Source organism: Paenibacillus pseudetheri, assembly GCF_924513355.1.
In the GTDB taxonomy this organism is placed as follows: Bacteria; Bacillota; Bacilli; order Paenibacillales; family Paenibacillaceae; genus Paenibacillus_AQ; species Paenibacillus_AQ pseudetheri.
The window spans coordinates 1-19,939 of record NZ_CAKMAB010000009.1; the positions used below are offsets into that span (position 1 = coordinate 1).

Sequence of the window (19,939 nt, forward strand, 5' to 3'; positions counted from 1 at the left end):
TCCGGCTTCCTTCAGATTCCACCTCACGGTGGACACCCTTGCCCTTGGCTAACGGTAGGCGCTCGCCAGCCCCCGTTCGGGACTTTCACCCTAAAGATAACGCCCATGCTGGGCGTACTAAAAAAGAACCCATGAGGCTTACCTCACAGGTTCTTAATATTGCTATCATTTTCTTTGGTATCAAAAACAACTTGGTTCCGACCATTATTCTTAGCTTTATACAGCGCCATATCCGCTCGATAAAATAATGACTCAACACTTACTCGATCGTCCATCCAGCTCCATTCCGCTATTCCGCAGGATACCGTTACACTAGGTTCAGTTTCTTCCATAACGCGTTTGCGTATACGCTCAGCTACATAACCCGCCTGCTGCATTCCCATTAACGGTAAATAAACGGAGAGCTCCTCCCCACCCCACCTCGCGGCAATATCACCTTGACGGATGGAAGATTTCACAATTTCACTAACCTCTTTTAGAATCTTATCGCCTTTTTGATGACCATAGGTATCATTCACGATCTTGAACTGATCAATATCCACAACAATTAAACAACCGCAGAAGTCCGTAGACTGTCTTTCTTTTATCTCTTCGTCCAAATAATGACGAGCATAGAGACCTGTTAGGCTATCTCTATTCGCAAGACGTCTGACTTCAGCATGTAGCCTGGCGTTACCTACTGCTAGACCTATATGTCCCGCCATCGCCTGCAATAGCCTGTAGTTGTCATAGGAAAAATAATGAGAATCTCGATGTGCCAACATAATCGCACCTCGCACTTCTCCACCCACACTAAGAGGTGTGGCAATCAGCGACTGCGAACCGGTAGCATTCATTAGTCGGGAAGTTGTCTTAGGATTATCTATGTAGTCAGACATGATCAGTGACTCACCTGTGGAATACACCTTTCCACCTAAACCTGCCCCTACTTCTAATACTTCATTTTGCAATGAGGAATGGTTGCAGGCTATAACTTCTAGGCCACCCTTTTCCTCATTCATATGTAAGATACAGCAGTAATCTGCACCAAACATTTCAAGTAGCTCTTCAAACGCAAATTGAAAAATATCACCTAAACGCAAGCTTTGATTCAAACGCTGGGTAAGCTCATTACTCATGCGAAGCTCACGGATTAGCTGATTGGAGCGCTCATAAAGCTTGGCATTCTCAAAAGCAGTCCCTGCCGTATCGGCTACCATTGTGAGAAACCGTAAATCAACGTCAGGAAAGATTGGATTATCCATCACCATATGGAATACCCCATAAACCCCCTGCTTACCACCTAACGGAAGCCCTATTTCTACATTTCGGTGATCTTCATCACTAGTGTGCAGTGCAACACGTCCATCCTTGAACGCCCTGGCACAGACATCATCACTGGACATATGGAAAGGTAAGGGTTTGACCTGCGGATGAGTGCTGCGATGATCTTGTGACATATACAGGTCGAGTCTGGCTCCAGGATACATCGCAGAGATGCTATCAATGACTTCCGAAAGTACAGCATCCACATCAATATTGTCATGCATCCGCTGGACAATCTGAAATAACAATGAACGACGATTGCTTTCACGTTCTGCATGAATATGGGTACTTGCAAGATCAGCTACAAATATATGTTCAAATTTATGATAAAAACAGGTACGGTAATGCAGCGACATGGCTTCTGCAGTATCTCGTCCGCCCATTTCATATTGCTGGGTAGGCATTGAACAGCCCAAAAATGCAAAAATTTCATTGTCGACGCGAGTGAATAGCGGTATGGTAAAAAAACTCAGATCCTTACCTTCTACGGTTAACTGAACGGCAGAGATTGTTTCTGAAATCAAGCTAGAAGCCGCTGCCTGTTCCCACCGCTGTATCCATAGTTCTTGTTGATCCAAAATATTGTTTAAATATTTACCTTCAAAATTCAGTACACACCATTCCCATGATCTGGAGAATGGAAGGACATCGAGCCCACCAAACCATTCGTTGAAACTGTCTGCAATCAGATTTGCTAGATAAGGGAAGTCATGCGTTACTATTTCCGTTTCCCTAAGCCAGGCGGTGGGATCTTCGGAATCTCTACTAGCGTGTATATTGTCCTGTAACAGCATACGGCTGTCTTTATGGACGTATGCTTTCTGCTCTGACATAACGAAGATCCCCTTTACATCTTGATTAAGAAAACTATCTTCCCTAGTAACTACTAATTAACTATATTTTACTCCCTTTCTTTGTGCATTGCATTATATTTTCATCATTTCCGGGACTTTTTTTTAGGACCAAAGAACTATCGACAAAGATTGACAAAAACTCTTTTAATAAGCGCTTGACTTTATATACTGTATTCATATAATATTTATTGTTGAACAAGACTGTAACAAGTCTTACTTGGGCGTAACGTTGTGTCACCCTCACGCATTTCGTTACTGCCAGGGCAGCGGCTGAACTTCCCTGGCAGTGTGGAAGCCATTAATGCTAATCACGTATACGAAATGCGGCGCAAATAGGCCCTACCCTGAAATTTCAATTATAAAGGAGTCTACTATAACATGGCACGTTACACCGGACCTAAATTCAAACTCAGCCGCCGTCTGGGCATTTCCCTTAGCGGTACAGGAAAAGACTTGAAACGCCCTTTTCCACCAGGACAACACGGAGCTAACCAACGCAGAAAAGTAAGTAACTACGGAATGCAGCTTTTGGAAAAACAAAAACTGCGTCACATGTATGGTTTGGGAGAGAAACAATTCAAAACTCTCTTCACTAAAGCACAAAAGCTTCCAGGTCTTGCGGGCGAAAACTTCATGTTCTTGCTTGAAAGCCGCTTGGACAACCTAGTTTACCGTCTTGGATTTGCTAACTCCCGTGCTGGTGCACGTCAGTTGGTATCCCACGGACACGTAACTGTTAACGGCAAAAAAGTTGACATCGCTTCTTACCGTGTAAGCTTGGGCGACGTTATCGGTCTTCGCGAAAGAAGCCAAAGCATGGCTTCCATCAAAGAAGCTCTTGCTAACCGTTCCCACCTTCCAGCTTACCTGGAATATGCTGAAGGATCTTTCGAAGGTAAATACATTCGTTTGCCAGAACGTTCCGAGCTTTCCCAGGATATCGATGAGAAACAAATCGTCGAGTTCTACAACCGTTAATATCTCGCTTATAGCGAGTATGGCCAAAGCCTCCGGATTTATCCGGAGGCTTTTTGTTATTCTAATAGGTAATGAACACTCCGACTGCATTCAAAATCGCCAATTTGTGCTATAATAATTCCGTTAAAAGGAGGAATTATCGTCGATGGTTCAAGAGAACAAGAAAAAAAACGTAAAGAAGCCTTCACCCCGCAGATCTGGGCTTAGCAGGTTCGGTTCTGTAGTTAAGTGGATGTTTATTCTTGGCATAATAGGCATTCTGTTCGTCGGTGGTGCAGCAGCAGGATATGTCACTTCCATGGTGAAAGATGAACCTGTTCGCTCTGAGGAAATGATTCAACAACAAGTCGGACAAAATGCGATCACCGGATTCGCATACTTCCGTGATGGCGCACCGATCGGCCAGCTTCGTACAGAAGAAGATCGAAGGCTCATTCAATACAACGACATCCCCCAGATTATTATTGATGCAGTTCTCGCTATAGAGGACAATAATTTCAATGAGCATAATGGTGTGGATTTCAAAGGCACCTTACGTGCCGTCAAACAAAAGATATTAAATGAATCCGTTCAGACCGGAGGCAGTACACTTACTCAACAGCTCGCAAGACGTGTATTTCTCAATCTGGATCGAACGGAAGATCGCAAAGCAAAAGAAATTCTACTTTCACTTAGACTAGAGCGCTTCTTGACCAAGCAAGAGATTTTAACGGCTTATCTGAACAAGGTTCCGTTCGGTAATGGCTCGAATGGCTATAACGTGTTTGGGATTAAAGCTGCATCCAAAGGTATATTCGGTCTGGATGATCTAGACAAGTTGAATATTGCCCAAGCGGCGTATTTGGCCGGTCTTCCACAGCTCCCATCCGCTTATTCAGCATTCAATGGCGTTGGAGAATTCAACGCAAAGGCGTTCAATAGAGCTATGGATCGTCAACAGCTTGTACTTCGTCGTATGCTAGAGGAGAACAAGATCACTACCTCCCAATATGATGAAGCACTCAAGTTTGATATTAAAAGTTCTCTCGCTCCTCACACTAAGAAAGCCTATGCTACATATCCATACCTAATGATGGAGACGGAGCGTAAAGCATCTGAGATTCTTTTGTCACTAAATGAAAAGAAAAACAGTACAGATGATACCACTAGCTCTAGTGATAATGCGGTACTTCTTGAGGAAGCAAGACAACAGTTAATGACCGGCGGTTACCGAGTCTATACTACGATTGATAAGAAAGTATACAGTGCAATGCACAGTATTTCCGAAGATAGTAGTAATTTCACCAAGGACAGCAAAACAAAAGGTGTTGAACAGACGGCTGGCATATTGATCAACAACAAGACCGGAGCCATTCTCGGTATGATTGAGGGTCGCGATTTTAATATCGAGCAAATGAACTACGCAACCCAAATGGTCCGGCAACCCGGCTCAACGATGAAGCCGATTTCAGCATACTTACCTGCCCTAGATGCAGGACTGATTCAACCTGCCGGAATCGTAGATGATGCTCCAATCATTTTGAAGGATGGTGGGAAAGGCTTCCATATCCCTAAAAATGCTAACAATCGCTATCAGGGTTTAGTTACGGCTCGCTATGCACTTAATAAATCCCTCAACCTACCGGCGCTTAAACTATTTAACGAGAAGGTCGGAATAGAGGATGCTTGGACCTTTACTAAAAAGCTAGGGATCACTACACTCACCGAAGATGATTACAGAGCGCAGACTGGAGTTATAGGTGGTCTTCGATACGGTACATCCGTTGAAGAATTAACCAATGCCTATTCCGCCATTGGCAATCAGGGGGCATTTAATGATGCTTACATGATCGAGAAGATTGTGGATTCGGAAGGCAAGATCGTTTATCAGCACAAGGTTAACCCTGAACAAGTATTCTCTAAGCAAACTGCTTATCTAATGACCGATATGCTGCGTACAGTAATCACAGAAGGTACTGCAAGTACAGTAAGAAGAAATTATAAACACTTTAAAGACGTTCCGATTGTCGGTAAGACTGGTTCTACTCAGAACTATGGAGATGTCTGGTTCATGGGCTACACCCCTGATGTCACACTTGGCATGTGGGTTGGTTATAAGGAACAAATTAATACCCTTACAGGAGATACACAAAAACGACAAGCACAGACCTTATGGGCTAAAGTCATGAATGCTGTTATCGATAAACAGCCAGACTTGTTCGTTACAGACAAATTCACACAACCTGAGGGAATTGTTAAAAAGACAGTTTCCGCATACAGCGGTAAGCTGCCAACGGCTCTAACTGACAAATTTACAACGGATCTTTTCAATACGAAATATGTACCTAAAGACAGTGACGACGGTATTTCTAAAGCTAAGTATATTACTTATAACGGCGTGAATTACCTTCCTCTGGAAGGAACACCAGAGGATTTCCTGAAGGAAAAAATCGTCGTTAAACGTGATAAGCCGATTCAGGATTTAGTCAAGGAGCTCTTAGCAGCCTTCCCTAAGATGAAGGATCATAAATCGCTGGAGTATTATATGCCAGCCGATGCTAAGACAGATTTCCCTACTGAAGTCGATCCACGTGTTGACGATGGTGCTGCCCCTTCTGCTCCTAGGAATGTTAGTGTCTCATACAGTACTGGAAAAGCTGTGATCAGCTTCTCTCCAAGCGGCTCTCCAGATGTAGTCGGATACCGCTTATACCGTTCTTTAAACGGCGGGGCATTCCAGAAGCAAGCTGTAATTATGGCTGACGAGAGCAAGGTATTCTCGCCAGGAACGCCTGCGAGTGCCAATGCAACATTCTATGTAAGTGCTGTTGATGTCGCAGGTAATGAGACAGGTTCTGGTAGCGTTGCTGGAGGCATTACACCAACACCGGAAGCAACACCAACTCCGGATCAGCAACCGGAGACAACGCCTCCTACAGACTCTGAGAGTACACCAGGAGAGGATATCGAGATTCCAGGAACCATTCTACCTACGCCTACTTCAACGCCAACTGGCGAAGGTAGCAGTAACGGAAACAGTAATAGTGGCACAGACGGCAATACGACTGGAAACCATTAACCGGTAGTCAACAGAATAACTTCACACAGCAAAACACCGTTCCCTTGAATTCATTAGGGAACGGTGTTTTTTATGATCCATTCTAATCTTCTATCGTTGATAAATCACCAGTTGGGAGATGGAGCTCCCAAGCCTTTAATACACGCCGCATGATTTTACCTGATCGTGTCTTAGGAAGTTTATCCTTAAATTCGATCTCTCTCGGTGCAGCATGTGCAGACAGCCCGGCTTTAACAAATGCCGCGATTTCCTCTTTGAGAGCAGCTGTAGGAGTATAGCCTTCTCTCAGCGAAATGAAAGCCTTGATAATTTCCCCACGCACCAGGTCTGGTTTACCAATTACACCCGCTTCTGCCACAGCTGGATGCTCTACCAATTTACTCTCCACTTCAAAAGGTCCAATACGCTCACCAGAAGAGTTGATAACGTCATCAATCCGTCCTTGAAACCAGAAATATCCATCATCATCCATATAAGCAGAATCACCAGAAATGTACCAACCAGGAATACGGAAATACTCCTCATACTTCGCCTTATTGTTCCAGATCGAATTCATCATGGATGGCCAAGGCGTCCGTATTGCAAGATTCCCCATTGAGAATGGTGGGAGAACATTGCCCCGATCATCTAAAATCGCTGCTTCAATGCCTGGCAACGGACGGCCCATAGAGCCTGGTTTGATATCCATTCCAGGATAATTGCAGATCAGTTGCGCTCCCGTCTCTGTCATCCACCAAGTATCATGAATGCGCTGATTGTAGAATTTATCTCCCCATCGCACCACTTCAGGATTCAACGGCTCACCAACAGACAGAACATGGCGCAGGCTGCTCAAATCAATTCCCTGAATTGAACTCTCTCCTGCCCCCATCAACATACGAAATGCTGTAGGTGCACTGTACCAAATACTAACCTTATTTCGTTCAATCGTCTTATACCAATCCTGAGGGCTAAAGCGTCCCCCTCTCACGACATTAGTCACTCCATTTAACCAGGGAGAAAATATTCCGTAAGATGTTCCAGTCACCCAGCCCGGATCAGCTGTACACCAGTAAATATCATCTGGACGTAGATCCAGCACCACTCTACCTGTATAATAATGTTGAATCATTGCTCTTTGCACATGATAAACGCCTTTAGGTTTTCCTGTAGAACCAGATGTATAATGCATGATAAGGCCATCGTCCAGATCAAGCCATTCCAATTCAAGCTCAGAAGATGCGTTAGCCATCTCCTCTGTAAAACCTAAGTTACCTTGCTCGATATCAGTGGTACCGCCTACTAGAAAAATATGACGCAAATTCGGAAGCTCCTCTCGCTTCACACGATGAAGGAGTTCAGGCGTAGTAACCAAAGCAACGGCACCGCTATCTTCCAGCCGGTCCTTAACTGCTGTCTCCATGAAAGCTTCGAACAGAGGGCCAGCAATTGCCCCAATCTTCAGAATGCCTAGTAAACTAAAATATAGTTCCGGTTGACGAGGCATAAAAATAAATACCCGATCTCCCTTACCGATACCGTATTTACGCAATACATTTCCGAACCGATTCGACCGTTCCTGCAGATCGGCAAATGTATAGGATTCATCCCGCACCGCATCACTGTAGAGCAGGGCCGTTGCCGCTCCCCGTCCTTCTTGAACGTGGCGATCCACTGCTTCATGTGCCATATTAACCTTTCCAGTGTCATACCATGAGAAGTTACGTTCAACATCCTCCCACTTAAAATTGGCTACTGCCTGGGTGTAATCAGACATATTGGAGCTCTGCACACGGCCAGGCAAAATTTCGCTATGGACTTGACCCATCACTCTTGCCTCCCTCACTCGTTTGATTTAAGCTTTAAGGGTAAGACTCTTCTCTTAGATAATGATGTCAATGCAATGAATGTGAATTTTTTATGTCTGAATTAGTATAACATAGCAAACGTTTACATTCCATATTTTATAATCCGAAAGGAGCACGGCTATGGAACATCGTAAAATTCCTGTTTCCCATATGCTTTCATATAAAGGTAGAACAATAACAGTAAGTGGCCCCCGATCACCAGAGGACCTTAAAGCCCTCCACATGCATCATGATCTTGATGCCTTCCGCAAGCCGATTGAACAGCAAGAAGCTCTCATAGAGATTGCTAGCCTGCCAGAAGGACGTATAATTACAGCTGTAGAAGATGGCACTATAGTAGGCTATGTAACCTTTCATTATCCGGATGAAATGGAGCTTTGGTCTCAGGGTGGAATGATGGATCTAATTGAGCTTGGGGCTATTGAGGTGAGTAATGATTATAGGGGAGCCGGACTAGGCCGGCTGCTGATTTCCACTGCTTTTGAACAAGAGCAATTGGAGAATTGTATCGTCTTTACAACAGAGTATTATTGGCACTGGGATTTAAAAGGAAGCGGGCTTGATGTGTGGGCTTATCGTCAAATGATGGAGCGGCTAATGAAAACTGTAAATATGGTTTGGTATGCTACGGATGATCCCGAAATTTGTTCACATCCAGCAAACTGCCTTATGGTTCGTATTGGACAAGAGGTCCCTATGTCCTCACAGGAGACTTTCGACAGGGTTCGCTTTAGACAGCGTTTCATGTACTAAACGAGTATTAAAGGTGCTGTAGCATATATTCTAATATAGAATGTGAGCGCCCCGAGGCTTCCACCGTAAACTCCTTAAAACTCACATTTGCTGACCCGTCAGACTTATCAGACATCGAACGAATAATAACAAAGGGAGTGGCGTTCATCACACATACTTGTGCAACCGCCGCCCCTTCCATCTCCACGCACGCTCCGTCCAATTCCTCTCTTAATTTGGCTACAATCTCCGCATTAGAAATGAATTGATCACCTGAAAGTACTTTGCCAACCAAGTACTTTTGGCCTATCTCGTTACACGCCCTTTCAGCAAGGAGTACCAATGAAGGGTCTGCCTGAAAGACAGAATTATCCTGATAAGGTATTTCACCTTTTGAAAAGCCAAGTGCTGTAGCATCCATATCATGCTGAACACAAGTAGACGATATAACAATATCTCCAATATTCAATTCAGGGTGCACAGCTCCAGCAACCCCAGTAAACAACACACGTGACACACCAAAGGAATCTATTAGAATTTGTGTCGTAACTGCTGCATTCACTTTACCTACCCCAGATTTACAGAGCACTACAGGCTTTCCCAGTATATTTCCTATGTAATAATGAATTCCTGCCTTGACCTTCGTCTCCTTATTCTCCATCCGTTCTAGTAGTAGCTTAATCTCTTCATCCATCGCACCAATTAATCCGATCATTTCAGGCAAAGATAACGCCTCCTCCGATGATTTACTCTGTAAAAAACATAAAAAGCTCCAAAAGGAGCTTTTTACGAAAATACTGTTTAGTTCTTAAATTACTTATTCAGATGATTAACAGACAGGCGGAGAATCGTTTCATGAGGCAGAATAACCCGCGGATTCTCAACCGTCTCTTTCTTCATGAGTTTCGTCAAAAGTCTCATCGCTACCGCACCAAGGTCATACATAGGCTGGGCTACAGTTGTCAACAATGGACGAACCATCGAAGCCATACGGATGTTATCCACACTAATAATGGAGAAGTCATCCGGTACCTTCAGGCCTTCATCCTGAATACTGTGAATTGCACCAATAGCCATCTCGTCGGTTGCGGCAAAAATAGCGGTTGGCTTCTTCTTGAGTCCAAGGAAATACTTCATGGCTTCGACACCAGATTCATAGCGGTAGTTACCGATGCGCACCAAGTCTTCTTGATACTCGATTCCAGCCTGTTCAAGTGCCTTCTTGTAACCATGGAAACGTGCATATCCATTCGCAGGATCCTGGAGTGTACCACTGATCATTGCGATTTCACGGTGACCGTGACGAATCAGAGTATTCACTGCATCAAAAGCAGCGGTTTCATGATCGATGTCAACGGAAGGATAAGTTCCCTTCTCATCCCGTGTAGCACATAGGACAATCGGAACTGCAGAGGTCTGGAAAGCTTGAATATGTTCTTCGGTTACCGTACCACCCATGAAGAGCAGACCATCGACCTGTTTCTCCAAAAGGGTATTGATGACACGGATTTCCTTTTCTTTACGCTTATCCGCATTACACAATATGATATTGTAATGATACATGTTCGCGATATCTTCAATCCCGCGTGCAATTTCTGCAAAAATCGAGTTTGAAATATCTGGGATGACAACCCCAACGGTTGTCGTTTTCTTGCTGGCAAGTCCTCTCGCCACGGCATTGGGACGATATCCCAAACGCTCAATCGCTTCAAAAACTTTCTTCCGGGTCTGCGGTTTCACGTTAGGGTTATTGTTCACAACCCGTGATACCGTAGCCATAGATACGCCTGCTTCTCGAGCTACATCGTAAATGGTTACCGTCAAATTACTCTCTCCATTGCGATAAATTTTATCGTTCGACTAATTAAAAATATGATACGACACTTTGTACAATTGTGCAATGATAACGCTTCATTTTCCTTTCAAAATTTCTTTCAAGGATGAAGACGCACCCCTAAATTACAATTTTTGACTAGTGTAGGTTTCCCTATTCACGAGCACAATAATGTAACTTCTATCTATCGTAACAAAAAGTGAGTGAAAAATCCAACATTCCGTGAAAGTTTTTCATTATTTTCACAGAATGTTTTAATAATTTGCGTTTTTAGTCGTTTGGAACGTTAATTGAGACAGTCTTCGACTAGTTTCTTCCATCCAATTCAAGTCTTTGAACCCCTCAGCTAGTCTGTATAGATCAAGTAACATATCCACTCTAGCCTGAATTGTCTCTCGGATAGCCAACTCTAATTCTTGAAATCCTCCGACAATAACCTCTGACAAAGATTCTTTTAGGACACTAGCTAATTCATTTCTTTCTGTAAACGAAAAATCTTGTCTTGGCACATCCGCGTTCAATTCTTTCACTAACTTTCCTAGATCTGCTTTAATAAACGACAAGGGCTCATAACTAGTACATTCCGGACAAGTATAAACAGGGACATGTGTAATCTTCACCCTCGTATTAAAAATCAATGAATGCATATGTAAGTTCATGAGGCCACCACAGCTGCACAACTTCTCCATTAAGTTATCTGTATACATCTTCTACACCTCTTGCAAGAAATGAATTAAGCACAAAGTATGACTTTTCAATTTCTATATTCGACCTCCCTCGATTAAAACCCTCCTTATTAATTGCATATAATGATTAAATTGGCAATTCGTCTATAATTTACAACCCTCCAGATGACTTCGTATTTTAAATTTGATAGAATATGAAGGATCATGTGATATGAAAGGAGCTTAACAAAATGAGACTAGCCAACAAAAAGGTCATAGCACTCGTAGACGATGAATTTGAAGATTTGGAGCTCTGGTATCCCGTGTACCGAGTAAGAGAAGAAGGCGCTGAGGTTCACTTGGCAGGTTTGGAAAAAGATAAAACATACATCGGCAAATACGGTGTACCTGCAAAGGCAGAGTACTCCTGGGACGATCTTAATGCCGCAGATTATGATGGGATTTTGGTTCCTGGCGGCTGGGCTCCTGATAAAATCCGCAGATATAGCGCTGTTCTAAAGCTCGTACAGGATTTTAATGCAGCTAAGAAACCTATTGGGCAGATCTGTCACGCAGGTTGGGTATTAATTTCCGCTAAAATTCTGGAAGGTGTAACCGTCACCTCCACACCTGGCATCCGGGATGATATGGAGAATGCCGGAGCTATCTGGAAAGATGAAGCCGTGGTTACGGACGGACATATTATTTCTGCTCGTCGCCCGCCAGATCTTCCACCTTATGGAAAAGCATTTTGCGATGCGTTAGCTGGGGAATAAAGTACTATACACATATATTGATAAAAAATAAACAAGCCCTGTTTCTCACTATTTGAGGAACAGGGCTTGTGATTTGATTCGCTCGACATCAGAGCTCCTTACTTAATCCGAATGGACGCTTTCTCCTTGATTTTGTTTGGATAAGAATTAAACCAGAAGGTCAACGGTTGGGGTAGCTTTTCCATGCCTACATTGAAGAGATAGGTTACTGTAGTTCCCTTACTATTTTCGTTAAACGCTTTATATCGCGAGTAACTATCTTTGACAGTTCTGAGCATATGCCCACTTCCAGTGCTATCTTCAAAATAATCACTCAATGCAAAACCTCCATAATCAAGCGACTCCTTATCTTCTTTAGGAATAAAGTAGTCCAATACCAGAATTCCCTGCTCTTCGTCCTCCATCCGCTTTGAAATCGTTAGATTGTTATCCGGTGCCTTTAGAATCTGCTGTGTTTCCGTGTTAATCACAAGCTCGACCTTGGATTGATCTAGAGCGAAGATGCCTTCAACTTCAAGCTTGATTGGATCGTCAGGTCTCATATTGTCATTGTGGTAGATATTCGCACCACTTGCCCATATTTGTTCCACTTGATGATCCCCTTTTCCGATAACCAGCTTAGGCGAAAGCAAACTAAAAATCTTCATGGTATTCTCTTTGCCAAAGGTTTCCCGCATATAAATCCCCGTAGGTCCAATATAGACATTATCCAAATTGATTTTCTGTCCGGCGACAGACAGACTTTCTTTCAGATCAATGACATCACCTTGAAAATAATTATAATCGACTTCCAGTGGAATGTTGACACTCATTTCTTTTATATCCTTGTTATTAAAAACTTGACCAAGAGCATCTGGAAAAAGCGATAATGTGATATTCAACTCCTCTGGTATCTCATCCTGATATTTATCCCAGACGATTTGCCTATACATACGAGTCGTTCCAGGAGACCCAACCTCTTGTGCATTAGTAGTGCTAAACCCGCTGTATCCACTAAGGTGGTATTTATCCTCTGAAGTCTTTCTCAAAGACAAGCCAAAAAGCTGCATCTTCTGATCCGTATTATTCTGAATGGTATAGAGCACAACAATCCCTCTTCGATCGGCCATAATTCCGTTAACCGTCCATTGTATTCCATCTACCTCTGGAGAAGAGATATTCACCTCTTTCAACATACCTGCATCAAGTGCTGATTTAATCGACAGATCATTAGCAATAATAGGTCTAAACACCTCAAGCTGCCCCCAGCTTTTTGGAGGTAACTGTGCGCGTACAGGATTCGCCATCTGATTTGCCCAAGGGACAATAATCAATAAGGCGATAGCTAGGACCGCCAACGCAACAACTGCGTATCTTTTTCTAAAAGACAACCTTTTGCGGTTACCTAGCTGCATCCCTTTGCGAATCGCTGCGTCCAGCTTAACATCCGGGATTTCCTCAGCCTCGACATTGATTTTTTGAAAAAATTCGTTTAGCAGCTTTTCTTCAGGCTCAGCCATGAAATAGATCCCCCTTCCGTTTCATTCTGTCACGCAGTTGTTTCAGACCTTTATTGAGCCATGTCTTCACGGTGCCCTCCGGTTTATCGAGCACCTCCGCAATTTCTGCAAGGGTCATATCCTTGTAATATTTGAGTACAAGTACCTGGCGATACTTCGGCTTTACCCCGTCCAGCGCTTGTTCCATGTCCAATCTGCGGTCGCTTTTCATCTCCATGATCCCTACATCACTTCGTTCAGCTTCTGTGACTGTATTCCTCTTTCTGCGCTTCAACTCATCGTTACAGCAATTGATCAGAATTCGTGTTAACCAGGGAACAAAACGCTCCGGGTCTTTCAAGCTTTTACGTTTAATCCATGCGCGGCAGGTTGCCTCCTGTAGAACTTCCAACGAATCTGCTTCGTTTCGCAAATAGCTGTAAGCAATGCTGTAAAGCTTTCTTTTCTGCCCAGCTACCAGCTCGTAAAATATGTCTTCATCCGTAGCGACAATTTCCATTTCGTCCTTAATAATGTGTTCCATGCTTGTTCCGTCCTCCCCCCTTGCCATCACGCATAAATCATTCCTGTGCAACTCGCTCTATGTATAGACTGCGCCGAAGCGCAAACGGTTTTGTTTTTTTATAACAAACTAGTACAAAAGAAAAAGGCTCGGCAAGAATGCCGAACCTTGATGTGGACTTGATGATGTAGCGCTTGATAGCTATGAAGAAGCTTTCTCCTTTGTTTCCACGTTCGTTCCAAGCGTAATACCGCTTTTCTGAGCATAAGCACTTAGGATTTCTTCTGTCTCTGAGCTTGTACGATGATGGAAGCAAGCTTTGGCAACCCTTGTAGCATCTATAGCCAGTGTATTCAGGGTACGGTGTTTAACCTTCAGCAGTGCCTGCGGCGACATGCTAAGATCACTGATCCCTAGCTCCAGCCAAAGTGGCAAAGAACGCTCATCTGCCGCCATTTCACCACATACACTTATATCTATTTTTGCATTACGGGCTGCTTCTACCGTCATACGGATCATTCGAAGAACCGCTGGATGATATGGATGATACATATGCGCAATTTGTTCATTCATACGGTCTACGGCTAGTACATATTGCACCAAATCGTTCGTACCGATACTGAAAAAATCAACTTCCTCCGCCAGTAAATCCGCAATCATAACCGCAGCTGGAACTTCAATCATAATACCGACTGGGATATTCCGATTAAACGGTATGCCCCGTAGCTCCAGTTCAGCCTTCACTTCTTCCAATAGAGCTTTTGCTGCCTGTACTTCTTCTACAGAAGATATCATAGGGAACATTAGCTTTACATTCCCGTATGCACTCGCCCGCAAAATGGCGGTTAGCTGAGTTTTGAACATATCTTGTCGATTCAAGCTGATTCGAATGGCACGATAGCCAAGAAACGGATTCTGTTCTTCTGGTAGCTGGAAGTAATCCAGATGCTTGTCCCCGCCTATATCCAGCGAACGGATCACAACCATATTGCTGCCTACCTTCTCGACAACCTGTTTATACACTTCAAATTGTTCATCCTCCGTTGGAAAAGAACTGCGATCCATATAAAGAAACTCTGTACGGAATAGACCTACACCCTCGGCTCCATACTTGAGCGCTAAATTTAGTTCTTTAACTGAACTGATATTACCGGCCAATCGCAGATTAACGCCATCTTTAGTGACGGCATCGACGGTAGCGAGCAATTCCAGTTGTTCTTTCTTTTTATGCTGCTTATTCCGAAGTGTAACATATTCATTGATCGTTACTTCATCAGGATGAATTTGCACAGATCCGGTGTCTCCGTCTATCACGAGCATATCTCCGGTCTGAATAGGGTTAGACAAATTATTCTCCAAACCTGCTACGAGCGGAATGCCCAGTGCACGGGCCATAATAGAGGAATGTGAGGTTTTACCGCCCATCATAGTAACAATACCTAGAACATAAGTTGGGTTCAAGTGAGCTAACTGGGAAGGAGACAACTCCTTCGCAACGAGAATATACGGCTGCGTATCCGATGGCAATGTGACCTCAGGAGCACCTAAAAGATGCTTTAACAGACGGTTGCCGACATCCTTGATATCAACCGCCCGCTCCTTCATGTATTCATCATCTAGCAGATCAAACATCGCTACAAAATGATCAATTGCTTCCTTAACAGCCACTTCCGCCGCCTTATACTGGCGTTCAATAATCCCCCGGATTTCGCTCATGAACACCGGATCATCCAATATCGCCAGATGAGCATCAAAAATGCTGGATTCCTCCGGACCGACTACTTCTCTGAATTCTTTTTTGATGAATTCAATCTCGTCCTTAGAGGTACGGATACCTTCGTATAAACGCTCAAACTCCTTAGCTAGATCCACTGGGTTCACTTGTGTGTCTGGTAAGCTCCACTCCCAGTTCGGTAAGACAAAGGCCTTCCCGATAGCTACACCTGCTGCTGCGCCTATGCCTTGTATCATCCTTCTATCCCTCCAACGTTACTTTCATGTAAGACTACGGACATTACTGAAGATTGCCCCTTCTTAACATTTTTAAATGGAGCATAGCTCCATGACTTTACTCGATCAGGATTCGTAATCACCATTGGTGTAGCCAGTGAAGCCGCATGCTCACGCAAATAAGCGAGGTCGAATTTAACCAGCAATTGACCTGGCTCCACACTGTCGCCTTCTTTTACAACCGCCTCAAACGGCCCTTTAAGCTGCGAAGTGTCGATCCCAATATGCATAAGTACCTCCAGCCCCTCCGGCGTAGCAATACCAACGGCATGCATTGTAGGATAGACGTGCATAACCTTTCCGAATACAGGTGAAGTAAGCTCCCCTTTTTCCGGCAAAAATGCAACTCCATCACCCACTAGCTTCGCTGCAAAGATGTGATCCGGTACTTCCTCAATGGGCATCATTCTACCCTGCATCGGAGAACTGAACAGCACCTGCGGCAAATCACGAAGCATTAGTTTATTAATCTCCTCTCGGATCAGCTCTGAATACGTACCAAATACTACCTGAACATTCCCGCCACCGAGTTTGATAATCCCAGCAGAACCAAGACCTTTAAGCGCCCCTGTGTCAATAAATCGATCATTATGGACGGTAAGCCTCAAACGAGTGATACAGGATTGTACTTGTACGATATTCTCCTTGCCACCAAGCGCCTCCAAGATCAGTGGTGCCTGATAAGGAATGTTACCTGCCCAATCACCAAGTTCCGAACCTTCTTCACGCCCTGGTGTCGGGATCTGAAAACGACGAATCGCCCAGCGGAACAAATTATAATATACAATCCCATAACCAATACCGATCGGAATCAAAAGCCAAGCCCTCTGCGACAGATGCATATTCAAAAAGAAGTCAATGGCTCCTGCCGAATAAGAGAACCCGTGATGAATCCCAAGCATATAGGTCAGCACCATAGCGAGACCGGACATTACAGTATGTACCGCGAATAAATACGGAGAAGCAAACAAAAACGCAAATTCGATCTGCTCCGAAACTCCGGTTAGAAAACAAACCAACGCCGCCCGCATGAAAGTCTTTTTAATCTTAGGCTTCAAATCCTCGCGCGCTTCCTGAATAATTGCAAAAGCAATCGCTGGCAGTGCGAACATCATAATCGGAAACAAACCTGCCATAAAAATGCCCGCTGTAGGATCGCCTGCAAAAAAACGTGGCAAATCCCCCTGAACGACAGTGCTACCATCAGGAGTTGTAAAGTTTCCAAACTGAAACCAAAACACATTGTTTAGAATATGGTGAAGTCCGAAAGCTGTTAGTACTCTATATAGTACTCCATAAATAAAAACGCCAAAACCGCCTGTCTGCAATATTCCCTGAAAAAGATTATTCAGCCCAATCTGCAGCAGCGGAGATACTCCTAGCATTACCCACGCGAACCCAGCGGAAAACAAGCCCATGAACAGCAAAACAAAACGCGACCCTCCAAAAAACTGGATCGCCTCTGGAAGCTTAATATTTTTAAACCGGTTTTGCGCGATACCGGCAACGATCCCCAGCAAAATTCCGATTAGTGTTGCAGGTTGTACAAGCCCGTCTCCCATTTGGGTGACAATCCGGTCGTAAGTGAACATCCCAGCCAGCGCTGCAAGACCCGCCGTTCCGGCTTGATTGGATAACCCCCATGCTACACCTACAGCGAACAAATAAGGCATATAATAAAATATCGCCTGCCCCGCGTAAGTAGCCACTTCAGACACCGAAGAAAGTCCCCATGCAGACCAAGGTAAGCTGCCCAAACTAAGCAAAATGGCTGCCGCCGGCAGTACCATGGTAGGAAGCATTATGGCTCTGCCCAATTGCTGCAATGATCCGAGCCAATTCAAGGCTACCCTCTCCTTTCTTTCTATATTGAATGGTAAGCGCTGCGGGGGTTTTTGTCAAAATAAACTGAAGGAAAAGATCAGGGTATATTTAAAACAAACACTCTCTCACTCCACAATAAAATCGCATTTAAAAAACATTTTTCCGGGCATAAGATTAGAAAGAACTGATGTAAACAATGCTAAAGTTGGTAAAACCAATAAAAAGTTACTCCGTATGGATGTGCATCTCATAATGCTCCAAGTGAATGAGTTATATTTATTGAATTAAGATTAGTCTGCTGACTGAGTCTCTTTCTTTCGCTGCCACTGATTAATAAAGTGGTTAAATGTACTTTGTATTTATATCTTAGAAACACTGAGATCCATATAAATGTACTTTGTGCAATTATTTTTAATCATTTCCCCCTTTTCCTACCTTTGATGTGTAATAAGTGTACAAAGTACAACTAAACCACAATAGAATAGAGATATTACCAATATAGATGTATAAAGTGCAATTATTTTCCCACTCCTACCATATTTGATCTGGCCGCATAGCTTTCACTTCGTATTGTCGAACCCGTTTCCCCGTAATTACAGGCTTTAACAGCCCTTTCTCACTTAACGAGTGTAACAATCTGCGTGCCGTCCGAAAGTTAATTCTGAAATGCGTGGTCACATCCTTTGGACGGATCGCCCTACCCAGTCGCCAAGCCAACCGCAGAACCTCCTTCTCCTCAGACAAAATATCCACGCCTGCAGATTTGCGCGCCAAATGAGGTGCCAGCACCAATTGCAAAAGCATCCGGCACACCTCGGGGCGGTGCTGAAGATCATCAACAGAAAAATGAATCATTTTCCACCCCATTCCGGTCAGAAAAGTGTCCCGATTAACTGCATAGTTGAATCTCTCGCGGTCCATGTCCTTCACATGGCTTTGAAACCCGTCACACTCAATCCCGAGACTGCCGCCGCTCTGCGGAAGAAAAGCGAAGTCCAGAAACTGAGATTTACGGTTCCAGTCGTACACTTCGTATTCTGGATGCAAATCATCGAGGCTTTCAAACAATGGCCACCATACATTCTGCAAGAACAGTTTCTCAGCATAATTATGCCCTCTAACAAGCCTCCCCCTTCGTTCTCCTGATCTTTCCGACAAGTGCTTGTCAATGAACATACCATGTGCTTCTTCAAATTCCATAATAGTATCCTCCCCTGTAAAAATAAAAAAAACGCCCCTCACCGCAAATCATGCGGATAAAGGACGTTCTTCGTCTAACTTTAGTATAACAAGCTCAGTTAGTGATTTGCATTAAAAATTGTATAACCTGAACAGCCAATCGTAATCAAACGATGCTTTTGATCTTGGCTGTTCTTTAACAGTAAAGTTGCAACTACTTCAACGTCAAAAAATTTAGTTCGCTGGTTTGTTTAGTTCGTTCTTTTGTCTGTCGGCTCGTATGTTCGTCGGTTCGTTCGTTCGAAATCCCTTGACACACTCTCTGATCATCACTTTATCGGTAGTCAGAAAAATGTTTAACCACCGAACACTACGTCCGATTACGCCCATGCATCGTGATTGCTTCTTCGACCTTGATACAACGGTCCATAATCGCCGTCATACCGTGCTCAGCGGCGATTTCAGCGGCCTCCTTGCTGATTATGCCCTGCTGGAGCCAGAGCACACGTGCGCCGATTTCAGCGGCCTCCTGTGCGACCTTAGCGCAGTATTCACTTCGGCGGAACACATTGACAATGTCCACCGGCTCTGGAATTTCAGCTAACGTATGATAGCACTTCTCTCCCAGTATTTCACCATCAACCAATGGGTTTACAGGAATGATCCGATATCCCCGACTTTGCATAGCTCCCGCGACCATATAGGAGGTACGGTCTGTTTTGTCAGACAGGCCAACAACTGCAATATTACCTGCAGAAGCAAGGATATCTCCGATCTGTTCCCGGCTTGGATTCTCAAAGCTCATAGATAGTGCCCCTTTCCATAGTTACACTTTATGATCCTTAATTAACTGAAGCTAAATTCGCTAGCTCCCTT

At 43.9% G+C, this 19,939-nt stretch carries 15 protein-coding genes; 4 read left to right on the forward strand and 11 right to left on the reverse strand.

Annotation, left to right across the window (positions count from 1 at the left end; translation table 11 throughout):
* Window positions 1-143: 143 nt before the first annotated feature.
* A complete protein-coding gene (locus L1028_RS10305; RefSeq protein WP_234533507.1) occupies window positions 144-2,138 on the reverse strand; it encodes a sensor domain-containing diguanylate cyclase in 1,995 nt (664 codons plus the stop codon).
* 399 nt (window positions 2,139-2,537) lie between these two features.
* On the opposite strand from L1028_RS10305, the gene rpsD reads away from it, so the two are divergent.
* Complete coding sequence (rpsD, locus tag L1028_RS10310; protein WP_042126823.1) at window positions 2,538-3,137, forward strand: 30S ribosomal protein S4; 600 nt, start codon at window positions 2,538-2,540, stop codon at window positions 3,135-3,137.
* 145 nt (window positions 3,138-3,282) lie between these two features.
* Window positions 3,283-6,195 (forward strand): transglycosylase domain-containing protein, encoded by a 2,913-nt coding sequence (locus tag L1028_RS10315; RefSeq protein ID WP_234533510.1) that lies wholly within the window; start codon window positions 3,283-3,285, stop codon window positions 6,193-6,195.
* Between the two features lie 82 nt (window positions 6,196-6,277).
* Here L1028_RS10315 and acsA read toward each other — a convergent pair whose 3' ends face one another.
* Window positions 6,278-8,002, reverse strand: a complete 1,725-nt coding sequence (gene acsA, locus L1028_RS10320) for an acetate--CoA ligase (protein ID WP_234533512.1) — start codon at window positions 8,000-8,002, stop codon at window positions 6,278-6,280.
* 160 nt (window positions 8,003-8,162) lie between these two features.
* On the opposite strand from acsA, the gene L1028_RS10325 reads away from it, so the two are divergent.
* Complete coding sequence (locus tag L1028_RS10325; RefSeq protein WP_234533515.1) at window positions 8,163-8,795, forward strand: GNAT family N-acetyltransferase; 633 nt, start codon at window positions 8,163-8,165, stop codon at window positions 8,793-8,795.
* Window positions 8,796-8,802: 7 nt separating this feature from the next.
* On the opposite strand, the gene L1028_RS10330 is transcribed toward L1028_RS10325, so the two are convergent.
* The 3 genes from L1028_RS10330 to L1028_RS10340 form a co-directional block, all read right to left on the reverse strand.
* Window positions 8,803-9,498: a 5'-methylthioadenosine/adenosylhomocysteine nucleosidase gene (locus tag L1028_RS10330; protein WP_234533517.1), complete on the reverse strand. Its 696-nt coding sequence runs from the start codon at window positions 9,496-9,498 to the stop codon at window positions 8,803-8,805.
* Between the two features lie 89 nt (window positions 9,499-9,587).
* Window positions 9,588-10,598, reverse strand: coding sequence for a catabolite control protein A (gene ccpA / locus L1028_RS10335; protein WP_042187330.1), 1,011 nt, complete (start codon window positions 10,596-10,598; stop codon window positions 9,588-9,590).
* 264 nt (window positions 10,599-10,862) lie between these two features.
* Entirely contained in the window at window positions 10,863-11,315 is a 453-nt protein-coding gene (locus L1028_RS10340) for a hypothetical protein (RefSeq protein ID WP_234533519.1), read from the reverse strand.
* A 209-nt stretch (window positions 11,316-11,524) separates the two neighbouring features.
* On the opposite strand from L1028_RS10340, the gene L1028_RS10345 reads away from it, so the two are divergent.
* Window positions 11,525-12,049 carry a type 1 glutamine amidotransferase domain-containing protein gene (locus L1028_RS10345; RefSeq protein WP_234533521.1) on the forward strand — a complete coding sequence of 175 codons (525 nt, stop codon included), beginning with the start codon at window positions 11,525-11,527 and terminating at the stop codon, window positions 12,047-12,049.
* Between the two features lie 98 nt (window positions 12,050-12,147).
* On the opposite strand, the gene L1028_RS10350 is transcribed toward L1028_RS10345, so the two are convergent.
* The 6 genes from L1028_RS10350 to L1028_RS10375 form a co-directional block, all read right to left on the reverse strand.
* Window positions 12,148-13,548: a hypothetical protein gene (locus tag L1028_RS10350; RefSeq protein ID WP_234533522.1), complete on the reverse strand. Its 1,401-nt coding sequence runs from the start codon at window positions 13,546-13,548 to the stop codon at window positions 12,148-12,150.
* A complete protein-coding gene (locus L1028_RS10355) occupies window positions 13,541-14,071 on the reverse strand; it encodes a sigma-70 family RNA polymerase sigma factor (protein ID WP_234533524.1) in 531 nt (176 codons plus the stop codon). Before L1028_RS10355 ends, L1028_RS10350 begins: the two co-directional genes overlap by 8 nt.
* A 180-nt stretch (window positions 14,072-14,251) precedes the next feature.
* Window positions 14,252-16,021: a phosphoenolpyruvate--protein phosphotransferase gene (ptsP, locus tag L1028_RS10360; protein ID WP_234533526.1), complete on the reverse strand. Its 1,770-nt coding sequence runs from the start codon at window positions 16,019-16,021 to the stop codon at window positions 14,252-14,254.
* The gene (locus L1028_RS10365) at window positions 16,018-17,904 is read right to left on the reverse strand and encodes a glucose PTS transporter subunit IIA (RefSeq protein ID WP_234533528.1); all 1,887 of its coding nucleotides are present in this window, start codon (window positions 17,902-17,904) and stop codon (window positions 16,018-16,020) included. Before L1028_RS10365 ends, ptsP begins: the two co-directional genes overlap by 4 nt.
* A 511-nt stretch (window positions 17,905-18,415) precedes the next feature.
* The gene (locus tag L1028_RS10370) at window positions 18,416-19,084 is read right to left on the reverse strand and encodes a PDDEXK family nuclease (RefSeq protein WP_234533529.1); all 669 of its coding nucleotides are present in this window, start codon (window positions 19,082-19,084) and stop codon (window positions 18,416-18,418) included.
* 349 nt (window positions 19,085-19,433) lie between these two features.
* The gene (locus tag L1028_RS10375) at window positions 19,434-19,868 is read right to left on the reverse strand and encodes a CoA-binding protein (protein WP_234533531.1); all 435 of its coding nucleotides are present in this window, start codon (window positions 19,866-19,868) and stop codon (window positions 19,434-19,436) included.
* Between the last annotated feature and the right edge of the window lie 71 nt (window positions 19,869-19,939).

Bases quoted from the DNA above. Each gene is read 5' to 3' on its own strand.
- L1028_RS10305 (WP_234533507.1), bottom strand. From the start codon at position 2,138: ATGTCAGAGCAGAAAGCATACGTCCATAAAGACAGCCGTATGCTGTTA.
- rpsD (WP_042126823.1), top strand. From the start codon at position 2,538: ATGGCACGTTACACCGGACCTAAATTCAAACTCAGCCGCCGTCTGGGC.
- L1028_RS10315 (WP_234533510.1), top strand. From the start codon at position 3,283: ATGGTTCAAGAGAACAAGAAAAAAAACGTAAAGAAGCCTTCACCCCGC.
- acsA (WP_234533512.1), bottom strand. From the start codon at position 8,002: ATGGGTCAAGTCCATAGCGAAATTTTGCCTGGCCGTGTGCAGAGCTCC.
- L1028_RS10325 (WP_234533515.1), top strand. From the start codon at position 8,163: ATGGAACATCGTAAAATTCCTGTTTCCCATATGCTTTCATATAAAGGT.
- L1028_RS10340 (WP_234533519.1), bottom strand. From the start codon at position 11,315: ATGTATACAGATAACTTAATGGAGAAGTTGTGCAGCTGTGGTGGCCTC.
- L1028_RS10345 (WP_234533521.1), top strand. From the start codon at position 11,525: ATGAGACTAGCCAACAAAAAGGTCATAGCACTCGTAGACGATGAATTT.
- L1028_RS10350 (WP_234533522.1), bottom strand. From the start codon at position 13,548: ATGGCTGAGCCTGAAGAAAAGCTGCTAAACGAATTTTTTCAAAAAATC.
- L1028_RS10355 (WP_234533524.1), bottom strand. From the start codon at position 14,071: ATGGAACACATTATTAAGGACGAAATGGAAATTGTCGCTACGGATGAA.
- ptsP (WP_234533526.1), bottom strand. From the start codon at position 16,021: ATGATACAAGGCATAGGCGCAGCAGCAGGTGTAGCTATCGGGAAGGCC.
- L1028_RS10370 (WP_234533529.1), bottom strand. From the start codon at position 19,084: ATGGAATTTGAAGAAGCACATGGTATGTTCATTGACAAGCACTTGTCG.
- L1028_RS10375 (WP_234533531.1), bottom strand. From the start codon at position 19,868: ATGAGCTTTGAGAATCCAAGCCGGGAACAGATCGGAGATATCCTTGCT.